The sequence below is a fragment of the Desulfovibrio sp. SGI.169 genome, assembly GCF_050313595.1.
In the GTDB taxonomy this organism is placed as follows: Bacteria; Desulfobacterota; Desulfovibrionia; order Desulfovibrionales; family Desulfovibrionaceae; genus Desulfovibrio.
The window spans coordinates 50,173-70,826 of record NZ_JBNPLS010000015.1; the positions used below are offsets into that span (position 1 = coordinate 50,173).

Genomic DNA, 20,654 nt, shown 5'->3' on the forward strand with positions numbered 1-20,654 from the left:
CCAAACGCGTAGCGCTTAATACATATTTCTCAATATTTTTGCAATATGCCGGCCCGTAGCTCCCCTTTGCGGCCTGCCTGATTTTCTCGTTGCCCTTGGCGGCATTGCGGGCTACTAAAGTTTGATGAAGCCCGAAGAGCCGATCGCGCGTTTCGCGCTTGTTCCCCCTCCAGAAGGCGGCTTTTGCCGCCGCGCCCCTTGCAGCGCCGGGCGCATTTCCCCGGCGGCGGCGCCGCCCGCTTCCGCCTTTTCGCTGGCGGGCCGCGCCGTGTCGCCCGGATTTGACCTCGCAAAGCCGACGCCGGGCCGCCGGGAAGAGCCGCTGACGGCATTGCCCGACGCCGCGGCCCGCATTCGCCAGTTCTGTCCGGCGGAAAACGGGGCATAGTCATGGCGCGTTACCCCATCCCCGCCACCGGGCCGGATCGCCCCCATTGCACAGAGCTGCTCATCCGCCGCAGCCGTTTTTTGGCCCAATGCGCCCACACGCCGGGCCCGGAAGCCGCGCGAGCCTTTGTGGAGTCCATCCGCCGAGCCAACGCCGACGCTACCCACAATTGCTGGGCCTATGTGGCGGGCGCGCCGGGGCACACAGCCCGCATCGGCTCTTCCGACGACGGCGAGCCCCACGGCACGGCCGGGCGGCCCATGTTGCAAGTGCTGCTGCACTGCGGCATCGGGGAAATCTGCGTGGTTGTGACGCGCTGGTTCGGCGGCGTCAAGCTGGGCACCGGCGGTCTGGTGCGGGCCTATCAGGACTCGGTGCGCGAAAATCTGGCGGGCCTGGCCCTGGCCGAACAAGTGCCGCTGTCTCGGCTGGAATGCACTGTGAGCTACGCCCATCTGGACGCGCTGCGCCGTCTTCTGCCCGCCTTTGAAGCCAGAATTGAGGGCGAGGACTACCAGGCCGAAGCCAGGCTGCGCGTCAGCCTGCCGGAAGAACAGGCCGCGTCTTTTTGCAGGGCCGTGGCCGGCGCGAGCAACGGCGCGGCGCTCTGCCGGGCGCTGGCAACAGACGCGGACGCCGGATAAAAGCCGGCGCGGCCGTCACTCCACAACCTGCACCGCCAGTCCCGGCGCCAGCCGCACCTGGCCGTCCACCACCACCCGGTCGCCCGCGGTCAGTTCGCCCTCCACCACGCTGACGCCCTGATGCTCAAAAAGCGCCCTGACCTTGCGGTACACGGCGCGGTCATCCCCGCCGACCAGATAGACGTAGGACTCTTCGCGGCCGGACTGCACGGCGCGGCTGGGCACTGTCAGAGCCTGCCGCGCCACGCCCAGCGGCAGTTCCACCTCCACAAACTGGCCGGGCCAGAGGCGGCGGTCGGAATTTTCAAACAGGCCGCGCAGGCGGATGGTGCCGGTGCGCGTGTCCACGGTGTTGTCCACCAGGGTCAGCAGGCCGCTTTCGCCGCTTCCGCCGGCGGGTGTGGCCCTGATGGGCACGCTGCCCTGGCGCATGCGCTCCAGAATTGCCGGCAGATGCGCCTCGGGCACGGAAAAATTCACATAGATGGGCGCAAGCGTGTCAATGGTCACCACGGGCGTGTCGTCCGTGGTCTTGACCATATTGCCCTTGTCCACATTGAGCGCGCCCACCCGGCCGCTGATGGGCGCGGTCACCGTGCAGTAGGAAAGGTCCAGCGCCGCGCTTTCCACGGCGGCCTTGTCCGACTGCACCGTGGCCTTGAGGGCCGCCGCTTCCGTGGCGGTCTGCTCATAGGCCTCGCGGCTCACATAGCCCCCGCCCACCAGCTTGCCGTAACGGCGCATGTCATCATTGGCCTTGTTCAACTGGGCCTGCGATTTGGCCAGCAGGCCGCGCTTTTCGCGCAGCGCCGCCTCGAAGGGGCGCGGGTCGATGCCGATAAGCGGCTGCCCTTCTTGCACGTCCTGCCCTTCCGTGAAGTGGATTTCCTGAATTTCGCCGGTGACTCTGGGCCTGACCCCCACCGTGGCCGAAGCCTTGACATTGCCCACCACATGCAGCAGACGCGGCACATCGGCGCGCGTCACAGGCCGAACATGCACGGGCGCGGGCGGCGGCCCGCCCGTCTTGCCGTCCTCGCCGGAGCAGGCGGCCAGAAGAACCGCCAGCAGCGGCAACAGCAAGCAACCGTACGGAAGATGTCTCATACTCGTCCCCAAAATTGATTGCGGCCACAGGCCGGCGACACATACGCCAAAAGTGAAGCATGCCCCGCCCTTCGTCAAGTACGGATATGAAGGAATATGCGGAAGGCCGCAAGCGCCCGGGGCCACAACACCCGCAAACATTGACTTTGCGCGTTTTCACGGCATAATGGCGCGGCTTCGGGGCGCATGCCCTTATTGTTTCCCGCCGTGCGGCGGCACTCAAGGAGAACACGTTGGCCAAAAACCGCGCATTGCAGCAGTGGCGGGTGGAAGACTCCATCGAACTTTACGGCATCCGCAACTGGGGCGCCGGCTATTTCAACGTTTCAGAGGCGGGAGAAGTGGTGGTCTGCCCACAGGGGCCCAAAGGCCCCCAGATTTCCCTGCCGGAAATTATCGCCGGACTGCATGAGCGCGGTTACGACATGCCCGTGCTGCTGCGGGTGGAAAATATTCTGGATTCGCGCATTGCCAGCATTCATGAATCCTTCCGCAAGGCCATCAAAAATCTGGGTTATGCCGGCGAGTACCGGGGCGTGTTTCCCATCAAGGTCAACCAGCAGCAACAGGTTGTTGAAAAAATCGCCCAGTTCGGCGCGCGCTACCACCACGGGCTGGAGGTGGGCTCCAAGGCCGAGCTGATCGCCGCCGTCTCCCTGATGCGCGACACCGAAGCCTGCATCGTCTGCAACGGCTACAAGGACGCGGAGTTCATCGACCTTGGCCTTCAGGCCCTGCGCCTGGGCTTCAACGTCTTTTTTGTGCTGGAAATGCCCGGCGAACTGGATGTGCTGCTGGAGCGCGCCAAGGCTCTGGGCGTGCGGCCCAAGCTCGGCGTGCGGGCCAAGCTGTCGGTCAAGGCCAGCGGGCACTGGACGGACTCTGGCGGGGAGCGCTCCACCTTCGGCCTGTCCCCGGCCCAGATCGTGGATGTGGTGGACACCCTCAAGACCCACGACATGCTGGACTGCTTCCGCCTGCTGCACTACCACCTGGGCTCGCAGGTTTCCAATATCCGGGACATCCGCACCGGGGTCATGGAGGGCGCGCGCCTTTACGCGGGGCTGGTGCAGGAAGGCGCGCCCATGGGATATCTTGACCTGGGCGGCGGCCTGGCTGTGGACTACGACGGCTCGCACACCAACTACATTTCCTCGCGCAACTACAATCTGGACGAATACTGCGCGGACGTGGTGGAAGCCATCATGAGCATTCTGGATGAAGCGCGGGCGCCGCACCCGCACATCATCACCGAGTCCGGCCGGGCCACGGTGGCCTATTATTCGGTGCTGCTTTTCAATATTCTGGACGTCAGCGTGGTGGAGGAAATGCAGCTGCCCGACGAGCTGCCCGAGGACGCGCCCGAACCCGTGCGCAACCTGCGCGAAGTGCTCTCCGGCATCTCGCTGCGCAACCTGCAGGAGTGCTACAACGACGCCATCTACTACCGTGACGAAATGCGCCAGCTCTTCTCCACGGGCCGGGTCAACCTGCGCCAGCGCACCCTGGCCGAGCGATTTTTCTGGGCCATCATCATGCGCATCGCCCAGGAAAAAACCCGGCTCAAGAACGTGCCCCGCGACCTGGCGGACATAGACGTAAGCCTGGCGGACATTTATTACGGCAATTTCAGCGTGTTCCAATCCCTGCCCGACTCCTGGGCCATCGACCAGCTTTTCCCGATCATGCCGGTGCACCGCCTCAATGAATTTCCCTCGCGCCAAGGCATCATTTCGGACATCACCTGTGATTCAGACGGCCGCATAGATCATTTCATTGACCCGCAGGGCATGAAATCCACACTGGATCTGCACCCCCTGCGCGACGGCGAAGAGTATTACCTGGGCGTCTTTCTGGTGGGAGCCTATCAGGAGACGCTGGGCGACCTGCACAACCTGATGGGCGATACCAACGTGGTTTCCATTCGCGCTTCGGAAGACGGCAGTTATGAATATGTGCGCGAAATTCGGGGCGACTCCGTGGCCGATATCCTGAGCTATGTGGAATACGACCCGCGCCGCATTCTTGAGGATTTGCGCGGCACAGCCGAACAGGCCGTGCGCCGGGGCCGCATCTCGCCCAGCGAACGCTTTGCCGTCATGCAGGCTTTTGAGGACGGCCTGCGCGGCTACACCTACTTCGAGCGATAAACGCGACAAGGGCTTATGGCCGCAAAAGCCTGAAACCCCGCCATGCAGAGGGCATTCACAGCAGATGACAGCGCGCCCGCCAGCCGGGGGCCAGTTCCTTCCAGGCCGGGGCCGCGCGGCGGCAGACCTCCACCGCTTTGGGGCAGCGCGGATGAAACCGGCAGCCTGGCGGCGGCTTGAGCGGGCTGGGCAACTCCCCTTCCAGAGCCCGCGGCAAGGGCTTTGCGCCGCGTTCTCCAAGCATGTCCGCGGGCATGGCCGCCAGCAGCGCCTGACTGTAGGGATGGGCCGCGCCCGCGAACAAGCGCTCGCGCGGGGCTTCCTCCACCAGCTGGCCCAGATACATGACCAGAATGCGCGGGCAGATGAAGCCCACCACCGCCAGATCGTGCGAGATGAAGAGATAGGCCGGGCTGAAGCGCTCCTGCACATCGCGCAGCAAATTGAGCGTCTGGGCCTGCACAGAGGCGTCCAGAGCCGACACCGGCTCGTCGCAGACAATCACATCCGGCCTGGTGATCAGCGCCCTGGCCACGGCGATGCGCTGACGCTGACCGCCGGAAAATTCGTGCGGATAACGCCCACCCATTCCTTCCAGCCCCACGGCGTCAAGCATTTCGTCGGCCAGGCGGCGGCGCTCGGCGCGGGGCGTCTTTCGGGCGGCCAACGGCTCGGCCACGGAAGCCCGCACGGAAAGACGCGGATTGAGCGAAGAAAAAGGATCCTGAAAAACCATCTGGATGCGCCCGGCGGCCCAACTGCCCGCCCCGGCCAGAGGCAACGGCCGGCCTTCCAGCAGAACCCCGCCGTCCGAAGGGGCCAGCAGGCCGCAGACCAGACGCCCCAAAGTGGACTTGCCGCAGCCGGATTCGCCCACCAGCCCCAGGCTTTCGCCGCGGCGCAGGGCAAGGCTCACCCCATCCACAGCGGTAAGCGTCTCTTGCTCTCCAAACCAGCCGCGCCGCGCCGTAAAACGGCGGGATACGTCGACCGCCGCCAGCAGGGGCGTGGCGTCCGCCTCGCCCACACTCTCCGAAGAAACCGGCCTGGCCGCCATTTACGCTATCCTGTCCGCTTCGGTGGCCGTCACGCCCGCCGCGTCAAAGGTGGCCATGTCATTATATATGGCCGCCGCGCAGCGCAACAGGTGATAGGCCAGAGCGCCGCCCGTGCCCTCGCCCAGGCGCATGCCAAGACGCAGCAGGGGTTCCCCCCCCCTTTCCGGAGCGGTTTCGGCATGGGGCAGTCTGGCCAGCGCCGGGCTGTGCCCCGGTTCGGCCGAAGCGTGGGAAAGCACGGCATAATCGGCCAGGGCCGGGCAGATGGCCAGCGCCGCCGCGTAGGCCGCGCCGCAGATAAAGCCGTCCACCAGCACAGGCAGGCGGCGCGCCGCCGCGCCCAGCATGACGCCGCTCATCATGGCGATTTCAAAACCGCCCACAGCGGCCAGGATGTCCACCGGATCGCCTGACGACAGCAGGGGCGCGTTGACGCGCAGAGCCTCGCGCACAATGCCCGCCTTGTGCCGAACCATGACCGGATCGGAACCCGCGCCGGGGCCGGTGACCGAATCCGGCTCCAGGCCCAGCAAGGCGCAGTAGAGAGCCGTGCCCGCTGTGGAATTGGCAATGCCCATTTCTCCCGTGGCCAGACAGCGATACCCCCGCCCGGCCGCTTCGGCGGCCAGTTCCATGCCCCGTCGCAGACCGCTCAGGCATGCCTCGCGGCTCATGGCCGGGCCGCGGCTCATATCCGCCGTGCCGTCGCCCAGACGCCGGTCCAGCAGCATGGGATGCGGCGCGAACGGCCCCCCGGCGCAACCGGCGTCCACCACCCGCAAATCCATGCCGGCGCAACGGCAAAGCACGTTGACCGCCGCCCCGCCCCGCAAAAAATTCATGACCATCTGCCGGGTCACGGCCTGGGGAAAGGGCGAAACGCCCTGGGCGGCCACGCCGTGATCCCCGGCCACGGTCAGCATCAGGGCCGGGCTTACGGAAAGCGGCAATTCCCCACGACGCATGGCGTACAGACGCCGGGCCAGTTCCTCCAGCCGCCCCAGACTGCCGCGCGGCTTGGTCAGATTGTCCAGATGGGCCTGGGCCGCCTTCAGATGCTCCCGCTGCGGGCGCTCAATACGCACGCCGGGAAAAAGCCGTTCAAACCCGGCCTGGGTGAACCTGATTTTTCTGTTCATTGGTTGATTGTAGCCTGTATGGGACCGCTGCGCAAGGTCGGTTCGGCTTCCGCAGGCGGCATGCAGCTTCTGTTCCGCCGGCGGGATCGCCCGAGACCGCGGGGGCTTTATCTGGCGCGGCAAGTCATGTATGATGCGTTTCGCAACGCCCGCGGCCATTTTTCTTTTCGCGCGAATGTCCGCGCGCCGGGCCGGCCAGCGTCTCACCGCAAAAGTTCCGCGCATAATCATGCAAAAATTTTTGCGGGCAGCCGCCAGACGCTGAAACGTATCGCGGAAGGTGATCATGCCCAGTCCTGCTGTTCAGAGCGTCCGTGGCTTTTTGCTTTTTTTCTGCCTGCTGGCCGTGTTTGCCGCCGAAAGCCCGGCCGCTCCCGCGCCGGACAGTCCGCGCATGACTCCGGTGGTTCGCGCCGTGAAGGCTGTGGCCCCCGCGGTGGTCAACATAACCAGCACTCATGTTGTTGAAGGGCAGCGCGTCTCCCCTCTGGAACGCTTCTTCGGCCCCGGCTTTCCGGGTTTTGACGCCTTCCCTGGCGCGCGGCCCGGACGGCAGAAGCGCGTCAGCCTGGGCTCCGGCGTCATTGTGGACGGCCGGAAGGGCCTGGTGCTGACCAACGCCCATGTTATCGCGGGCGGCGACGAAGTGATGGTTCACCTGCTGGACGGACGCGAATTTCCCGCCACGGTCAAGGGCGCGGAGCCGGATTTTGACATTGCCGTGCTGGAAATCAAGGGCGCGCGCGACCTCCCCGCCGCGCGTCTGGGCGACTCGGCCGGGATCATGCCCGGCGAAACCGTCATCGCCATCGGCAACCCCTTCGGCTTCAACCACACGGTGACCACGGGCGTGGTTTCGGCCCTGGGCCGCACCATACGCAACGACGGCGGCGTGTTCACAGACCTTATCCAGACCGACGCGGCCATCAATCCCGGCAACAGCGGCGGCCCGCTGCTGGATATAGAGGGCGTGCTCATAGGCGTCAACACCGCCGTGGACGCGCGGGCCGAGGGCATCGGCTTTGCCATTCCCATCAACAAGGCCCGCCGGGTCATGGCGGATCTCATGGGTCAGGGCCGGGTGGCGCCGCTCTGGCTGGGGCTCATGGCCGAAGACCTGGACAGCCGCATGGCTATGGCCCTGGGCCTGCGGGAAGCGCGCGGCGTACTGGTGGGCGCGGTTTTTGAGGGCACGCCGGCGGCTCAGGCGGGCATCGCGCCCGGCGACATCATTGAAAGCATCAACGCCACGCCCGTGCGCGACCGGCGCGACTACATCAACGTGCTGCGCAACCAGACCGGCGGCGAAAGCCTGCGCCTCAGCCTGCGCCGGGGCGAAAGCGCTCTCGCGCTGGATGTGACGCCCGCGCCCTTTGACGACGCCACGGCCCAAAAGCTCATGGAACGCCGCTGGGGTCTGAGCGTGAGGGAATCCGGGCAGGGGCCGGTCATCCGCAGTGTGCGCCCCGACGGCCCGGCGGCCTTTTTGCGCAAGGGCGATGTGATCACCGGCGTGGGCGGCGCGCGAATCAAAAACATGGCCGAGCTGCTTCAGGCATTCCGCAAGGAACGCCTTGCCGGGCAGGTGCTTTTGCAGGTGGCGCGCAACGGCCGGGGCTATTACGCGCGCATGGTGCTTTGAGCCTGCGGCGTGCCGGAAGGCGCGGCCCTTCACGCGTCTGAAACGGGCCGTATGAGCCGAACCGGGCAAAAAAACCGAAGGCACTTGACAGGGCCAAGGGCTGAAGCTATCCCTTTCACAAGCGGTTTCCAGCCGCCCCTGCGTCAAGCAGAACACAAAGTTACTTTGGGAGGAAACAATGGGCTACAATGTGAGTGTTGATAACGACAAGTGCGTGGGTTGCGGCGAATGCGTGGACGTTTGCCCGGTGGAAGTTTATGAAATCAAGGACGGCAAGTCCGAACCCGTGAACGCCGAAGAGTGCCTTGGCTGCGAATCCTGTGTGGAAGTCTGTGAAACCAGCGCCATTACTGTCGAAGAAGCCTAGTGTCTGCCTGCGAAAGTAGACACCGCGAAACCCGCAAGGGTTTGCGGCGGCGCAGCCGCCGTGCGTGAGCGAAAAACCACGTTTTTTCGCCAACGATCCCGCAAAAGTTCTTCGCGGAGTTCTGCGCGGAATTTTTGCGGTCAGACACCAGGGCCGGTTCTCGTTGACCCGCCCGCCGCAAGGCCGCCTTTTACGTCCGGCGGCGTTGGGGGCCGAAAATTCGGTTTTTTCACGGGCGGCGTCTTACTGAGGTCTGCTCCTGGTTAACGGCGCATGCCCGCGCGGCATTCCGTTGATGACCCGTTTACGGAACGTTTGTTCTTTCCACAGTGCCGCCGGGCGTGCGCGTCTGGCGGCACTGTTGTAACCCGTTCTCATTGTCGCAGGAAAGCCATGATCCCTGATCTGAGCCCCATATTTTCCCGCTACGAAACCTTGCGGGCCGAGGCTGACGCCCTGTTTGCGCGCGTGCGCGAGGCGCATCCCGGCTGCGTAACCTGCAAGGAAGGCTGTAGCGACTGCTGCCACGCCCTGTTTGATCTTTCGCTGGTGGAGGCCATGTACCTGAACCGCGCCTTTGAGGCGGCTTTTGCCCACGGGCCGGAGCGTTCCGACATTCTCACCCGCGCTTCGGAAAGCGACCGCCGTCTCACCCGTCTGAAGCGGGAACTGTTCCGCGCCGAAAAAGACGGGGAAAGCCCGGAAGCCATCATGGCGCAGGCAGCCCAGGCCCGGTTGCGCTGTCCCCTGCTGGACAGGGAAGACCGCTGCCTGCTCTACGAGGCCCGGCCCATCACCTGCCGCCTGTACGGCGTGCCCACGGCCATTGCCGGGCGGGGACACGTCTGCGGCTTTTCGGCCTTTGAAAAAGGCAGGGCCTACCCCACCGTGCATCTGGACAAAATCCAGGCCCGGCTTGAGGAACTCAGCCGGAAGGTGGCCGAAACCGTGGAGTCACGCTTTACGGAACTGCACGAAGTTTATGTGCCCCTGTCCATGGCCCTGCTCACCCGCTATGACGAGGCCTACCTGGGCATCGGGCCGGCCAGGCCGGAGGATTAGGCCCATGTTCAGCAGTATTCCGGCCACTGTTTTCCGCGACGGCACGCCGCAGACGCTCACGGACGAGCAGGAGAAACTCAAGCGCGAGATTTACGAAAAAATGAATCCGCGCCGTCGCAAGTTCGTGGACCGCATCGGCTATGAAACCTGGGATCCGTTCCAGAAGCCCAATGATCCGCTGGATCTGCGCATGGATGTGAGCAAGCGCACCACCCAGCAGCTGGTCAATGAATTTTTGCGTGAGGCGGCCCACAAGGGGCCGTACAGCAAGGATTACGGCAAGGGCGTCATGGAATGCGCCCTGGGTGTGGTCAACAAAGATGAAAAATACCAGGGCATTTTCGACTTCTGTCTGTGGTATCACGATCTCCTGAAAAAAGAAGGGCATATCGAATGAAAGAGCGCTACGACGATCTGGACGAATATATCGCGGATCTCAAAAAGGAAATCGAGGCCAACGAGCAATGCGCCACCCATTACTATAATCTGGGTCTGGCCCTGCTGAGCAAGCGCGATTTTGCGGCCGCCGAGGAGGCATTGCTCAACGCGGTGCGCAATTCCCCGCACCTGGCCGAGGCCTATGTGCAGCTGGGCGGCATCTGCCTTGAGCGCGGCGACCTGGAAGGCTGCCTGCGCTATAATGAAGAGGCCGCCAACTGCCGGGCCAAATTCCCCATTCCCTGGAGCAACATCGCCTTTGTGCACCTCCAGCGCGGCGAGCCGGACAAGGCCATAGCGGCCCTGCGCAAGGCCCTGAAGTGGGACCCCAAATTCGTGCAGGCCAAGAACGCTCTGGCCACGGCCCACTACATGAAGGGCGAGTTCAAGACCTGCGAGGAAACCTGCCGGGAACTGCTGGCCCAGGAACCGGGTTTCGCCCCGGCCTGGAACAACCTGGCCCTGGCCCTCTTTGACCTCAGGCGGTACGACCAGGCCATAGAGGCCGCCGACAAGGCGCGCGAGCTGGGCTTTGAGGTGCCGGAAGGCTTTCTGGAAGAGCTGAAGCCGCACAGGCGATAAGCCAGGGCATCCCCGGACAGTGCGCTTTCGGCATATTTCTTGCTGTCAAAAACGCGGACGGTCAAATTTTCCACCGTCCGCGTTTTTTCGTGTCCGGGGCTGAAGAGACCCGGCGCGCAAGCAAGAAGGAGCACAGGCGCATGGAACTGGAATTCCGCTTTCGCAATAATGATCTGGGATCGTATTTCCCCACCTTTCAGGAGCGGGTCAACGCCATGCTGCCCGCAAGCCCGGCGGAAAACGCCGTCGCAACCGCCGAAGCCGCCGCGCCCGCGCTGCCCTCGCAGGAAGAACGCGCTCTGGTAACGCCCCATCTGCCCGGCATGGAAGAGGTTTCTCAGACTTTGGCCCAGGTGGAAGAAAAAGCCTCCCTGCAAAGTCAGGAGCTGATTCAGGTTCACTCCGGTCTTAACGAACAGCGGGTGGCGCGCCTGCTGGGCCTGCTGGACTAAAGCCCGCGGCTCAGGCGACAGGGCTTCAATACGCCGCTGCTTTTTTCCGGCGGGGCGACATGGCAGGGCGGGCATTCAACCTGAATGCCCCGCCTGAATGATGCGCCCGCGTCCGGCGAACGAAAAAGCCCGTTCGCCGCGCGGCCCCCGGGCAGCCGCAGCCGCATTGCGCCTACACATTCAGCGCCAGCCCCACCGGACAGTGATCCGACCCGCGAACGTCGCCTTCTATCCAGGCGTCGCTGACCGCCGGCGCGAGCTCCTCCGACACAAAAAAGTAGTCAATGCGCCAACCGATATTCTTCTCACGCGCGCGGGTTTTATACGACCACCAGGAATACTGGTCAGGCTTGTCCCCGTGCACCTTGCGAAAGGTGTCCACATAGCCCAGAGCCGTGAAACGGTCCAGAAAGGCGCGCTCTTCCGGCAGAAAGCCGGTATTTTTCACATTCTGCCTGGGCCGCGCCAGATCCACGGGCTTGTGGGCGATGTTGAAGTCGCCGCAGACCACAACGGGTTTGCTTTTGCGGCATTCTTCCGCATAGCTGAGGAAAGCCTCGAAAAAACCCATCTTGTAGGGCACGCGCCTGAATCGGCCCGTGGGCCTGCCGTTTTCATCCAGCTCTTCGGCCCCGCCGTTGGGGAAATAGCCGTTGAAAAAATGAAAATCCTGAAATTCCAGATGCAGCAGACGGCCTTCGCCCTGCCACCGCGGGTCGGGCAATTCGGCGCGCGCGGCCAGAGGCTTGAACCGGCTGAATACCGCCACCCCCGAATAGCCTTTTTTCACGACGCTTGAGGACCAGTGCGCCTCCCAGCCCGCCGGGCTGGCCAGATCCTCCCTGAGCTGTTCCGGGTGCGCCTTGGTTTCCTGCAGGGCCACGATTCCGGCATCGGTGCGCGCGAACCACCCCCACTCCGGCTTGGCGGAGAGCGCCCGCAGGCCGTTCACATTCCAGGAGACGAGTTTGATGAGCATATGTCCTCCACGGGCCGCAGCATAGCCAAGGCCGCCTCCCTGGGCAAGCCGCGCCGGACACGTTGCGCGCGCGGCGCTTTTTCGTTACACGAAGACGTTGCCGGACGGAACGCCGCATCCTCCCAAACGCGCTTTGTCGGGAACGCGCGGCCTCTTGCCCGTGTCCGGCCCACCTTTGAAGGAGCCCCTGTATGGAAGTTCTACCAATCCGTCGCGCCATCCTGAGCGTTACGGACAAGAGCGGCCTGGTGGATTTTGCCACCTTTCTCAGCTCCCGCGATGTGGAGCTGATTTCCACCGGCGGCACCCAGAAAGCGCTGGAGGCGGCGGGCCTGCCCGTCACCGCCGTGAGCACGGTAACCGGCTTTCCGGAAATTCTGGGGGGCCGGGTCAAAACCCTGCATCCCAAGATTCACGCGGGCATCCTGGCCAGCAAGGATGACCCCTTCCACATGCAGACTCTGACCGAAAAGGGCATCCGCCCCTTTGATCTGGTCTGCGTCAATCTTTACGACTTCGCCGGCGCGGTGGAACGCCGCCTTTCCCTGGAAGACGCCGTGGAGGAGATTGATATCGGCGGCCCCTGCATGCTGCGCGCGGCGGCCAAAAATTTCCACAGCGTTCTGGTGCTGCCCTCGCCCCAGTGGTATGGCGCGGCTATGGACGAACTGCGCCAGCGCGATATGAGCGTGAGCCTCGACTTCCGGCAGGTCATGGCGTCGCGGGCTTTCGAGGCCACATCGCGCTATGACGCGCTGATTACCTCCTACCTGCGGCCGTAAGGCCGCGCACCGCAAGGAGGGCGCGCCATTCCCAGGCCAGAAGGCAATGTGCAGGGGCTCAAGCCGAGCCAGCTCAATGCGCTGAACCGCCTGTTCAACCGCCGTTTTCCGCCGGCGGATGTCTACACCATTGAGCAGGCGCGCGAGCTGGCTCTTCTGTCGCGCGCCATAGGCCGGCAGCTGGGCCTGCTCATTGACCGCAAGGGGCGGGTGCAGATGGTGCTGGTGGGGCAGGCGGGCGGCATTCTCATCCCCGAACTGCCGCGCGCGCGAACCGGGCAGGAACGCCTGCGCGGCCTGCGCCTGCTGCACACCCATCTTTCGCCGGACGGCATCAGCCAGGAAGACCTGATGGATATGCTATTTCTGCGTCTGGATGCGGTCATCGCCCTGAGCGTGAACCCCGCGGGCGATCCCGTGCAGTGGCAGGCCGCGCATCTGCTGCCGTCAGGCGCGGCGGACAGGCCCTACCATCTGGACGCGCCCCAACCCTGGGATCGCACCGCCGCGCGGTTCGCGGCCACGGCCGAAGCCCTGGAGGAAGAACTGGCCCGGCGCGTCGAGAACGCGCGGGAGGCTGCGGACGCGCCGCGCGCCCTGCTGGTTTCCGTGGCGGCCCAGCCCCGCGTCCTGCAAGAGCGCAACCTGGACGAACTGGCCGAACTGGCCCGCACCGCCGGGCTGACCGTGGCCGGGCGCATGGTGCAGCGCGTGGCCCAGGTCAACCCGCGCCTGATCCTGGGCAAGGGCAAGGTGGCGGAACTGGAGGTGCTGGCCCTGCAGGGCCGCGCGGGCATGCTGGTTTTCGACGGCGAGCTTTCTCCCGCCCAGCTGCACAATCTGGCCGACATCACAGAGCGCAAGGTCATTGACCGCACCCAGCTCATTCTGGACATTTTTGCCCAGCACGCCGTGAGCAGAGCTGGCAAACTCCAGGTGGAACTTGCCCAGTTGCGCTACACCCAGCCGCGCCTGGTGGGTAAAAACCGGGCCATGGACCGGCTTATGGGCGGCATTGGCGGGCGCGGCCCCGGCGAAACCAAGCTGGAGACTGACCGCCGCAAAAGCCGTGAACGCATGGCGCGCATCCGCAAAGAGCTGGAACAGTTGCGGCGGCAACGCGCCTTTACCCGCGCCCGCCGTTCGCGTCAGGGCGTCCCGCTGGCCGCGCTGGTGGGTTACACCAACGCGGGCAAGTCCACCCTGCTGAACACCCTAACCCGCTCGGGAGTGCTGGCGGAGAACAAGCTGTTCGCCACGCTGGACCCCACCACGCGGCGGCTGCGCTTTCCCGCTGAGCGGGAAGTCATTCTGGCTGATACCGTGGGTTTTATCCGCAATCTGCCCAAAGAACTCATGGACGCCTTCCGCGCCACCCTGGAAGAGCTGGAGGCCGCCGATCTGCTGGTGCATGTGGCTGACGCCTCGCATCCCGACCTGCTTCAGCAGATCACGGCCGTGGAAACCATTCTGGCCGAGATGGAGCTGGACCGCGTGCCGCGCCTGCTGGCGCTCAACAAGTGGGATCAGCTCGCGGCGGCGGCGCGGGCCGAACTGGCCGACGCCTTTCCCCTTGCCCTGCCTGTTTCGGCCAAAAACGGGGAGGGGCTCGCCCCGCTGCTGGAACGCCTGGAAACGGAACTGCTGATCCAAAGCGCCCCCCCTGTCGCCGCATACCCGCCCCTCTCTCTGAACTGAGCCGCTCTCCGCCACGCTCTTCCCGCATGCCGCCGGGTCGGGCGGGTTCCTTCACGCCGCCTTTTCCTGTTATGAAAAAAATTTTTCATGAATAATTGACATGTTCATTTTTTTTCTATACATAAAAAAAAAAGAACAAAACAAGGCGAAATGAATAATATGGTTCAAAAATTGCTCGATGAAATCAGGCGCGCCATCCCTGGCCTGCCCACCCTGCAAAAAAAAGTGGGCATCTTCATCTGTGAACACCCCCAAACCCTGGGGCTGCTTTCCCTCTCGGAATTTGCCGACCGCATCGGCGTTTCGCGCCCCACGGTAAGCCGTTTCTGCCGCTCTCTGGGCTACAGGGGCTTTCTGGAGTTTTCCCGCTCGGTGCAGCGCGTCATTGAGGACGACATCTCCCATGCGGGCTTTTTCCGCCACGCCTACGCGCAGAATGACGCCGCCGCCGGCGGCGTCGCCCATGCCGTGGTGGAGCGTGACATGATCAACATGCACAAGCTGCTCAACAGCCTGCCCGCCGAAGCCATCAGCCGCTGCGTCAGGCAGATGGGGGAATGCGCCTCCATCAGTGTGGTGGGCAGAATGAGCGCCTATCCCTTTGCCGTATACTTTGAACAGCTTCTGACGAAAATCAGCGACAAGGTTCGCTCTCTCAGCGGTTCCGACGTTATGCAGGCCGCCGCCATTTCACGGCTGAACGAGCGCAGCCTGGTATTCTGCCTCGCCTTTCCGCGCTATTCGCGCGTGGCGCTGGATCTGGCCGCCCAGGCCAAACGCAGAAAAGCCGTGGTGGTAGGCATCACTAACAGCGAGTTTTCCCCCCTGGCTCCGCTGAGCGACATCCTTTTCACGCTGGATGTGGACATTGTTTCATATATCGACCTCATGGGGCCGGTCATGGCCCTGATCAATATTCTCTGCGTCGAATTCGGGCATGCCCAGTACAGCGCCACGGAACAGCGCCTGCGCGATTACGACGCTCTGGTCGAGGAATCGTTTTTTCTGCGTGGCCCCCACGTCAAACACTAAAGGAACCTTGCCATGAAAGTCACTGTCACCGCCCCGGACGCGCCCGCCGCCATCGGCCCTTACAGTCAGGCCGTCATACATGACGGCCTGCTGCTGACATCCGGCCAGATAGGGATTGACCCGGCCACAGGCAGGATGGCCGGCCCCGATGCCGCCAGCCAGACGCGGCAATGCATGCGCAATCTTGAAGCCGTGCTGCGCGCGGCCGGGGCAAGCTGGAACGATGTGCTCAAGGCCACGGTCTATCTTGCCGACATGGCCGACTTCACCGCCATGAATGAGGAATACAAAAGCTATTTCAGCTCAGACTACCCGGCGCGCTGCTGCGTGGCCACAGCTGGCATGGCCCTGAACGCCAGGGTTGAAATTGAACTCCTGGCGGCAGTACCGCGTCGTGATGATTGATGAACAGGCTCAGGCCCCGGAGTAACCGCCGCCGGTTCGGGATGTGGCGCTTTGTGCGCTGACGCGATGAGCAAAAACGGGATTTTTCTCGCTGGCAAAAATGGGCGATTTTTGGAGAGAGTGTGCTCATGCGCATGGCCGGCAAAATTAGCCCGGTGGCGCAGACAGTGTGAAAAAGGCCGTTTTTGGCGGATAATTGTGGCGGATCACAACCAGCCACCCCCCTGACCAACAGCGCATTCACAGGGCCCTACTCTGACAAAATCCGAGGCCGCGCCGGAGGATTTTATGGAACGTGTTTTTCGCTGTCTGCTCACATTCCTGCTCTGCCTGGTGGCCGTCATGGAGTGCCTGCAGGTGCTTCTGCGCTATATTCTGGAAATGCCCATCATGTGGCTGGACGAATCCATAATCTTTCCGGCGATCTGGTTGTATATGCTGGGCTGCGCCAACGCCTCGCGCGAAAATACGCAGATTGTGGCGAAAATTTTGCCGGTTTTCTTTTCAAGCCCCCGGCAAACGGCATTTTTCGATCTGTGCGCGCAGTGCTTCAGCGCCGTGATTTCCAGCTGGCTCACCTGGCATGCCGTGGAATATTTTTTCTACGCCTTCGAGACGGACAGAAAAACCGGTTATCTTTTCCTCCCCATGACCATCGGTGAAACAGCCCTGTGCGCGGGCATGCTGCTCATCACCTGGTACACCCTGGTTCAGCTCGTCAATAGCGCCCGGCACATGCGGGCGCTGCGCCACAAGGGGGAACCGCCATGCTCGTAGACCTTGTCATCAGCATCGCCATTCTGGTTTTTCTGCTGTCCTTCGGCACGCCCTTGCCCTTCTGCTTTGGCGGCGCGCTCATGTACATGACGCTTTGCACTGACATAGGCAGCATGAGCGGCATGTTCCTCTGGGGCTTTGAACAGCTTATCAACCCCGTGCTGCTCTGCATCCCGCTCTTTGTCTTCGCGGGCAACCTCATGAGCGAAAGCGGCATCGCCGACGCCCTGCTGCGTCTGTGCAATCTGCTGCTGGGGCGCTTCAAGGGCGCCCTGGGCACAGTGGCGGTGGCGGCCTGCGCCATCATCGGCGCCATCTCCGGCAGCGGCCTCACCGGCGTGGCCGCCACCGGGCCGCTGCTCATCCCGCGCATGGAAGCCCAGGGCTATGACCGGGCGTATGCCACGGCCCTTATCGCCAACGCCTCGGTGCTGGGTCTGCTCATCCCGCCAAGCATCAACATGGTGGTATATGGCTGGGTCACGGAAACATCCATTCTGGCCTGCTTTCTCTCCACCCTGTTGCCGGGCCTGCTTCTCATGCTGATTTTCTGCCTGGTAAACGCCTGTTACGTCCGGCGGCGGCCCATCCGGGTTTCCGGCGAATCCTTCGGCCAGGCCCTGAAAAAACTGCCTCAAACCGGTTTGGCGGCCCTGCCCGCCCTGATGATGCCCGTCATCATTCTCGGCGGCATTTACGGCGGCATCATGACGCCCACCGAATCCGCCGCCGTGGCCTGCGCCTATGCCATCCCCGTGGGACTGTTCATTTACCGCGGTCTCCGGCCCAAGAGCATCAGCATGGCCGCCAAGGAATCGGCCACCGCGGTGGGCTCCATCATGGTCATGGTTCTTTTCGGGCTCATGCTCAGCCAGCAGTTCGTTTTCGGCGGTCTGCCGCAAGAGCTGGCCGACTTTCTGCTTGGCGTCACGCGGAACAAGGTCGTTCTGCTGTTGCTGATCAACGCCGTGCTCATCTTCGTCGGCATGATCCTCAACGACGTGACCGGCATTCTGCTGATGTCGCCCCTGCTGCTGCCGCTGGTCAAGGCCATGGGCATCCATCCCGTACATTTCGCGGCCATTATCGGCGTCAACCTTTCCATGGGCACGCTGACTCCGCCGTTCGCCGGCATTCTCTATTTCAGCATGCGCATCGGCAAGGTGGAATTTGCGGACATTGTGGGCCCGGTGACGCTGCTGCTTTGTCTCGGCTACATTCCCATGTGCTTTCTGGTGACTTTTTGGGAACCGCTGGCCATGTGGCTGCCGCGGTTTTTCGGACTCGTCTGACCTCCCCGCGCGCGGGGAAACACTCCAACACACAAGGAGACTTCAGATGTTCAGACATTTCACTGCATTGTTATGCGCAGTCCTGGCATGTTGCGCGCTCGGCGCCACGCCCGCCACGGCCGGCAAGGTATGGAAACTGGGGCACACCCTGCCCAAGGACACGCCGGAAGACCTCGCCATTCAGGATTTCGCCCGGCGCGTGGGCGAACTGACCAGCGGAGAAATCAAAATCAAGGTTTTTCCGGCCATGCAACTGGGCGACTGGACGGTGATGCAGCAACGGGTCTCCATGGGCGGTCTGGAAATGGCCACCCAGCCGCCCAGCTCGCAGGCGGATAAGCGCATCTCTTTTCTCTATTTCCCCTATCTGTTCAAGGACGCGGCCATGCTGCAAAAAAATCTGGCCGCGGGCGCGCCTTTCCGCACCGCTCTTGATCAGCTCTTCATCGGCCAGAACATCTATCCCGTCACCTATGTGCCGCTCTTCTTCGGCGGCGTGGGCAGCAAAACACTGCCCAAAGACTGGGACACGCCCGGGGCCCCCAAGGGCATCAAGCTGCGCGTGCCCAATGACCCCTCGTTCGCCCTGCATGCCGAAAGCATGGGCTACCAGCCCACGCCCATCCCCATGTCAGATACCTTCACCGCCATGCAAACGGGCATCGTGGACGGAGTGCTGGGCTTCGGAGCCGTGGGCAATTATGTGAACTACCGCGATCTGGTGAAATATTACATACCGCTCAACGACTTCATCCAGCTCTGGCCGGTCATGATCAACCTCAAACTTTGGGAGGGCCTGTCCGATGCGCAGAAAAAGGCCCTCACCCAGGCCGCCGGAGAGCTTGAGGCCCGTCGCTACGCCGACTTCACCGCCCTGGACGCCAGTTACCGTTCCAAATTGCGGCAGGCCGGCGTGACGGTGATGGATGTTTCGCCAGAGGTGATCAACGCTTTTGCCAAAGCCGCCAGGGAACAGTGCTGGCCCGCGCTGAGCGAAAAAATCGACAGGGTCTGGATTAGCAAGGCCCTGGAATCCATTGTTGAATAAACATATCCCGTACCGCGCCGCGTTCGCATAAAATTTCGGACGCGGCGCGGGCGAACGCCACAGCCATTTTGCCCATACAGCCGCCGGGATACGCTCACAATGCAACGGCCCGACATAAAGGATGCCCCCATGCGCACCGGCACCGACACGGTTCTGGAGTTCATAACGCAATTTGATCTGAGCCGAAGCGACGCCGCCGTGGTTCACCAGGCGCGACGCTGCCTGCTGGACGGCCTCGGCGCGCTGCTGGCCGGCTGCCAGACGCCCCTGGCGGTTCTGAGCGCGCGCCTGGCCGCCGCTCATCTGCCCCAGACCCCGAAAGAACGCTGCACGCTGCTGGCCGGCGGCGCGGCCTCGTTGCTTGGGGCCGCCTTCGCCAACGGCTTCGCCTCCAATGCGTTGGATGTGGAGCATGGTTATCGCCCCACCCAGGGAAGGCCCGGCGCTTGTCTGTTGCCCGTGCTTCTGGCTCTGCTCGAAACCGCGCCCGCGCCCGTCAGCGGCAACGAGTTGCTGGAGGCGCTGGTCGTCGGCTATGAGGTGGCCATCAGGGCAGGGCTTCTGCGCAATACGGACGCCCGCAATGTTTTCACTTCAGGCGCATGGGCTTCTCTGGGCGCGACCGCCGCCGGCGGACGCCTGCTGCGACTGCCGCGCGGCGTTTTGCGCCAGGCGCTGGGCGCAGCTGATTACCACAGCCCCCTGGGGCTGATTCTGCGTGGCGTGCAAACCCCCTGCATGGCCAAGGACGGCGTCGGCTGGGGGGCCTTTACAGCCATGTCCTCCCTGCTTCTGGCGCGTGAAGGCTTTACCGCGCCGGAGCCGCTGTTCAGCGAAGCGGCAAAGCCGGATTTGGACGGCCTGGGCCGGAATTTTCATTTTCTCCATCTCTATTTCAAGCCGTTCTGCTGCTGCCGCTGGACCCATGCCGCCGTGGCCGGCGCTCTGGCCCTGGCCCGAAAACATGATCTCGCCCCCGGCGACATCAAAAAAATACGCGTGTACACCTTCAGCCATGCCGCCGCATTGAGTCGCGAGCATCCCCAAAATACCGAGCAGGCCCAGTACAATCTGACCTATCCCGTGGCTGTGGCTCTGACGGACGGCTGCGTGAGCGGCGCGCAGGTACTTCCGCCCCGGCTTTTCGCCCCCGAAGTTCTGGAGCTTCAGGACAAGGTGGAAGTCGAGGTGCGCGAGGATATTGAACGGGAGTTCCCGGCCCGGACTCTTGCGGAAGTGGTTCTGGAAGCGCGGGGCCGCGTCTATATATCCGGCACGCTGGCCCCACCCTGGGAGGCGGATGACAGCCCCACCGACGCCGAATTGCACGAAAAATTTCTGCGTCTCGCCACGCCCCTCTGTGGCGAAGCCGAGGCGCAACGCCTGGCCGGATGCATCTGGCGCGCGGAAAGTCTGGAAGACGCCAGGCGACTGTTGCCGCGCGCCAGGCCGTGATGCCCGCCTGCCCGCGCGGAATTCCGCGAAGAATTTTTGCGGGATCGTTTGCGAAAAACGTGGTTTTTCGCAAATGAAAAACTAGGTTCAGGACTCATTAAATATAAAAGGTGACAAAGGCAGCGATGCAAATGGCGGAAAAGAAGGTGTGGCACAG

General features: G+C 63.3%; 20 protein-coding genes. 16 read left to right on the forward strand and 4 right to left on the reverse strand.

Features of this window, described 5'->3' with window-relative positions:
* Nucleotides 1–390: 390 nt before the first annotated feature.
* Nucleotides 391–1,032, forward strand: a complete 642-nt coding sequence (locus ACQRA4_RS09055) for a YigZ family protein (RefSeq protein WP_427822750.1) — start codon at nt 391–393, stop codon at nt 1,030–1,032.
* 15 nt (nt 1,033–1,047) lie between these two features.
* Here ACQRA4_RS09055 and ACQRA4_RS09060 read toward each other — a convergent pair whose 3' ends face one another.
* Nucleotides 1,048–2,139 (reverse strand): efflux RND transporter periplasmic adaptor subunit, encoded by a 1,092-nt coding sequence (locus ACQRA4_RS09060; protein ID WP_427822751.1) that lies wholly within the window; start codon nt 2,137–2,139, stop codon nt 1,048–1,050.
* Nucleotides 2,140–2,372: 233 nt separating this feature from the next.
* On the opposite strand from ACQRA4_RS09060, the gene speA reads away from it, so the two are divergent.
* Entirely contained in the window at nt 2,373–4,289 is a 1,917-nt protein-coding gene (speA, locus tag ACQRA4_RS09065; protein ID WP_427822752.1) for a biosynthetic arginine decarboxylase, read from the forward strand.
* A 55-nt stretch (nt 4,290–4,344) separates the two neighbouring features.
* On the opposite strand, the gene ACQRA4_RS09070 is transcribed toward speA, so the two are convergent.
* Nucleotides 4,345–5,346, reverse strand: coding sequence for an ABC transporter ATP-binding protein (locus ACQRA4_RS09070; RefSeq protein ID WP_427822753.1), 1,002 nt, complete (start codon nt 5,344–5,346; stop codon nt 4,345–4,347).
* Nucleotides 5,347–6,486 (reverse strand): nicotinate-nucleotide--dimethylbenzimidazole phosphoribosyltransferase, encoded by a 1,140-nt coding sequence (cobT, locus tag ACQRA4_RS09075; RefSeq protein WP_427822754.1) that lies wholly within the window; start codon nt 6,484–6,486, stop codon nt 5,347–5,349.
* A 286-nt stretch (nt 6,487–6,772) separates the two neighbouring features.
* Here cobT and ACQRA4_RS09080 point away from each other — a divergent pair, with 286 nt between their 5' ends.
* The 6 genes from ACQRA4_RS09080 (at nt 6,773) to ACQRA4_RS09105 (ending at nt 11,029) form a co-directional block, all read left to right on the forward strand.
* Nucleotides 6,773–8,128 carry a trypsin-like peptidase domain-containing protein gene (locus tag ACQRA4_RS09080; protein ID WP_427822755.1) on the forward strand — a complete coding sequence of 452 codons (1,356 nt, stop codon included), beginning with the start codon at nt 6,773–6,775 and terminating at the stop codon, nt 8,126–8,128.
* A gap of 178 nt (nt 8,129–8,306) precedes the next feature.
* Nucleotides 8,307–8,495, forward strand: coding sequence for a ferredoxin (locus tag ACQRA4_RS09085; protein ID WP_022655044.1), 189 nt, complete (start codon nt 8,307–8,309; stop codon nt 8,493–8,495).
* Nucleotides 8,496–8,888: 393 nt separating this feature from the next.
* Nucleotides 8,889–9,557, forward strand: coding sequence for a YkgJ family cysteine cluster protein (locus tag ACQRA4_RS09090; protein WP_427822756.1), 669 nt, complete (start codon nt 8,889–8,891; stop codon nt 9,555–9,557).
* 4 nt (nt 9,558–9,561) lie between these two features.
* Nucleotides 9,562–9,954 carry a hypothetical protein gene (locus ACQRA4_RS09095; protein ID WP_427822757.1) on the forward strand — a complete coding sequence of 131 codons (393 nt, stop codon included), beginning with the start codon at nt 9,562–9,564 and terminating at the stop codon, nt 9,952–9,954.
* On the forward strand, nt 9,951–10,577 hold the full coding sequence (locus tag ACQRA4_RS09100) for a tetratricopeptide repeat protein (RefSeq protein ID WP_427822758.1): 627 nt from the start codon (nt 9,951–9,953) through the stop codon (nt 10,575–10,577). Before ACQRA4_RS09095 ends, ACQRA4_RS09100 begins: the two co-directional genes overlap by 4 nt.
* A 140-nt stretch (nt 10,578–10,717) precedes the next feature.
* Nucleotides 10,718–11,029, forward strand: coding sequence for a pseudouridine synthase (locus ACQRA4_RS09105; protein WP_427822759.1), 312 nt, complete (start codon nt 10,718–10,720; stop codon nt 11,027–11,029).
* Between the two features lie 172 nt (nt 11,030–11,201).
* Here the strand turns inward: ACQRA4_RS09105 and ACQRA4_RS09110 are convergent, their stop codons facing one another.
* Complete coding sequence (locus ACQRA4_RS09110; protein WP_427822760.1) at nt 11,202–12,008, reverse strand: exodeoxyribonuclease III; 807 nt, start codon at nt 12,006–12,008, stop codon at nt 11,202–11,204.
* A 191-nt stretch (nt 12,009–12,199) separates the two neighbouring features.
* On the opposite strand from ACQRA4_RS09110, the gene ACQRA4_RS09115 reads away from it, so the two are divergent.
* The 8 genes from ACQRA4_RS09115 to ACQRA4_RS09150 all read left to right on the forward strand — a co-directional run bounded on the left by ACQRA4_RS09115 (nt 12,200) and on the right by ACQRA4_RS09150 (nt 20,497).
* Nucleotides 12,200–12,790 carry an IMP cyclohydrolase gene (locus ACQRA4_RS09115; protein WP_427822761.1) on the forward strand — a complete coding sequence of 197 codons (591 nt, stop codon included), beginning with the start codon at nt 12,200–12,202 and terminating at the stop codon, nt 12,788–12,790.
* Between the two features lie 48 nt (nt 12,791–12,838).
* The gene (gene hflX, locus ACQRA4_RS09120; protein WP_427822762.1) at nt 12,839–14,488 is read left to right on the forward strand and encodes a GTPase HflX; all 1,650 of its coding nucleotides are present in this window, start codon (nt 12,839–12,841) and stop codon (nt 14,486–14,488) included.
* A gap of 150 nt (nt 14,489–14,638) precedes the next feature.
* Nucleotides 14,639–15,520 carry a MurR/RpiR family transcriptional regulator gene (locus tag ACQRA4_RS09125; protein WP_427822763.1) on the forward strand — a complete coding sequence of 294 codons (882 nt, stop codon included), beginning with the start codon at nt 14,639–14,641 and terminating at the stop codon, nt 15,518–15,520.
* Nucleotides 15,521–15,532: 12 nt separating this feature from the next.
* Entirely contained in the window at nt 15,533–15,925 is a 393-nt protein-coding gene (locus tag ACQRA4_RS09130) for a Rid family detoxifying hydrolase (protein ID WP_427822764.1), read from the forward strand.
* 288 nt (nt 15,926–16,213) lie between these two features.
* Nucleotides 16,214–16,702: a TRAP transporter small permease gene (locus ACQRA4_RS09135; RefSeq protein WP_427822765.1), complete on the forward strand. Its 489-nt coding sequence runs from the start codon at nt 16,214–16,216 to the stop codon at nt 16,700–16,702.
* Nucleotides 16,693–17,994, forward strand: a complete 1,302-nt coding sequence (locus ACQRA4_RS09140) for a TRAP transporter large permease (protein ID WP_427822766.1) — start codon at nt 16,693–16,695, stop codon at nt 17,992–17,994. Before ACQRA4_RS09135 ends, ACQRA4_RS09140 begins: the two co-directional genes overlap by 10 nt.
* 46 nt (nt 17,995–18,040) lie before the next feature.
* Complete coding sequence (dctP, locus tag ACQRA4_RS09145) at nt 18,041–19,042, forward strand: TRAP transporter substrate-binding protein DctP (protein WP_427822767.1); 1,002 nt, start codon at nt 18,041–18,043, stop codon at nt 19,040–19,042.
* A gap of 129 nt (nt 19,043–19,171) precedes the next feature.
* A complete protein-coding gene (locus ACQRA4_RS09150; protein WP_427822768.1) occupies nt 19,172–20,497 on the forward strand; it encodes an MmgE/PrpD family protein in 1,326 nt (441 codons plus the stop codon).
* Nucleotides 20,498–20,654 lie beyond the last annotated feature (157 nt).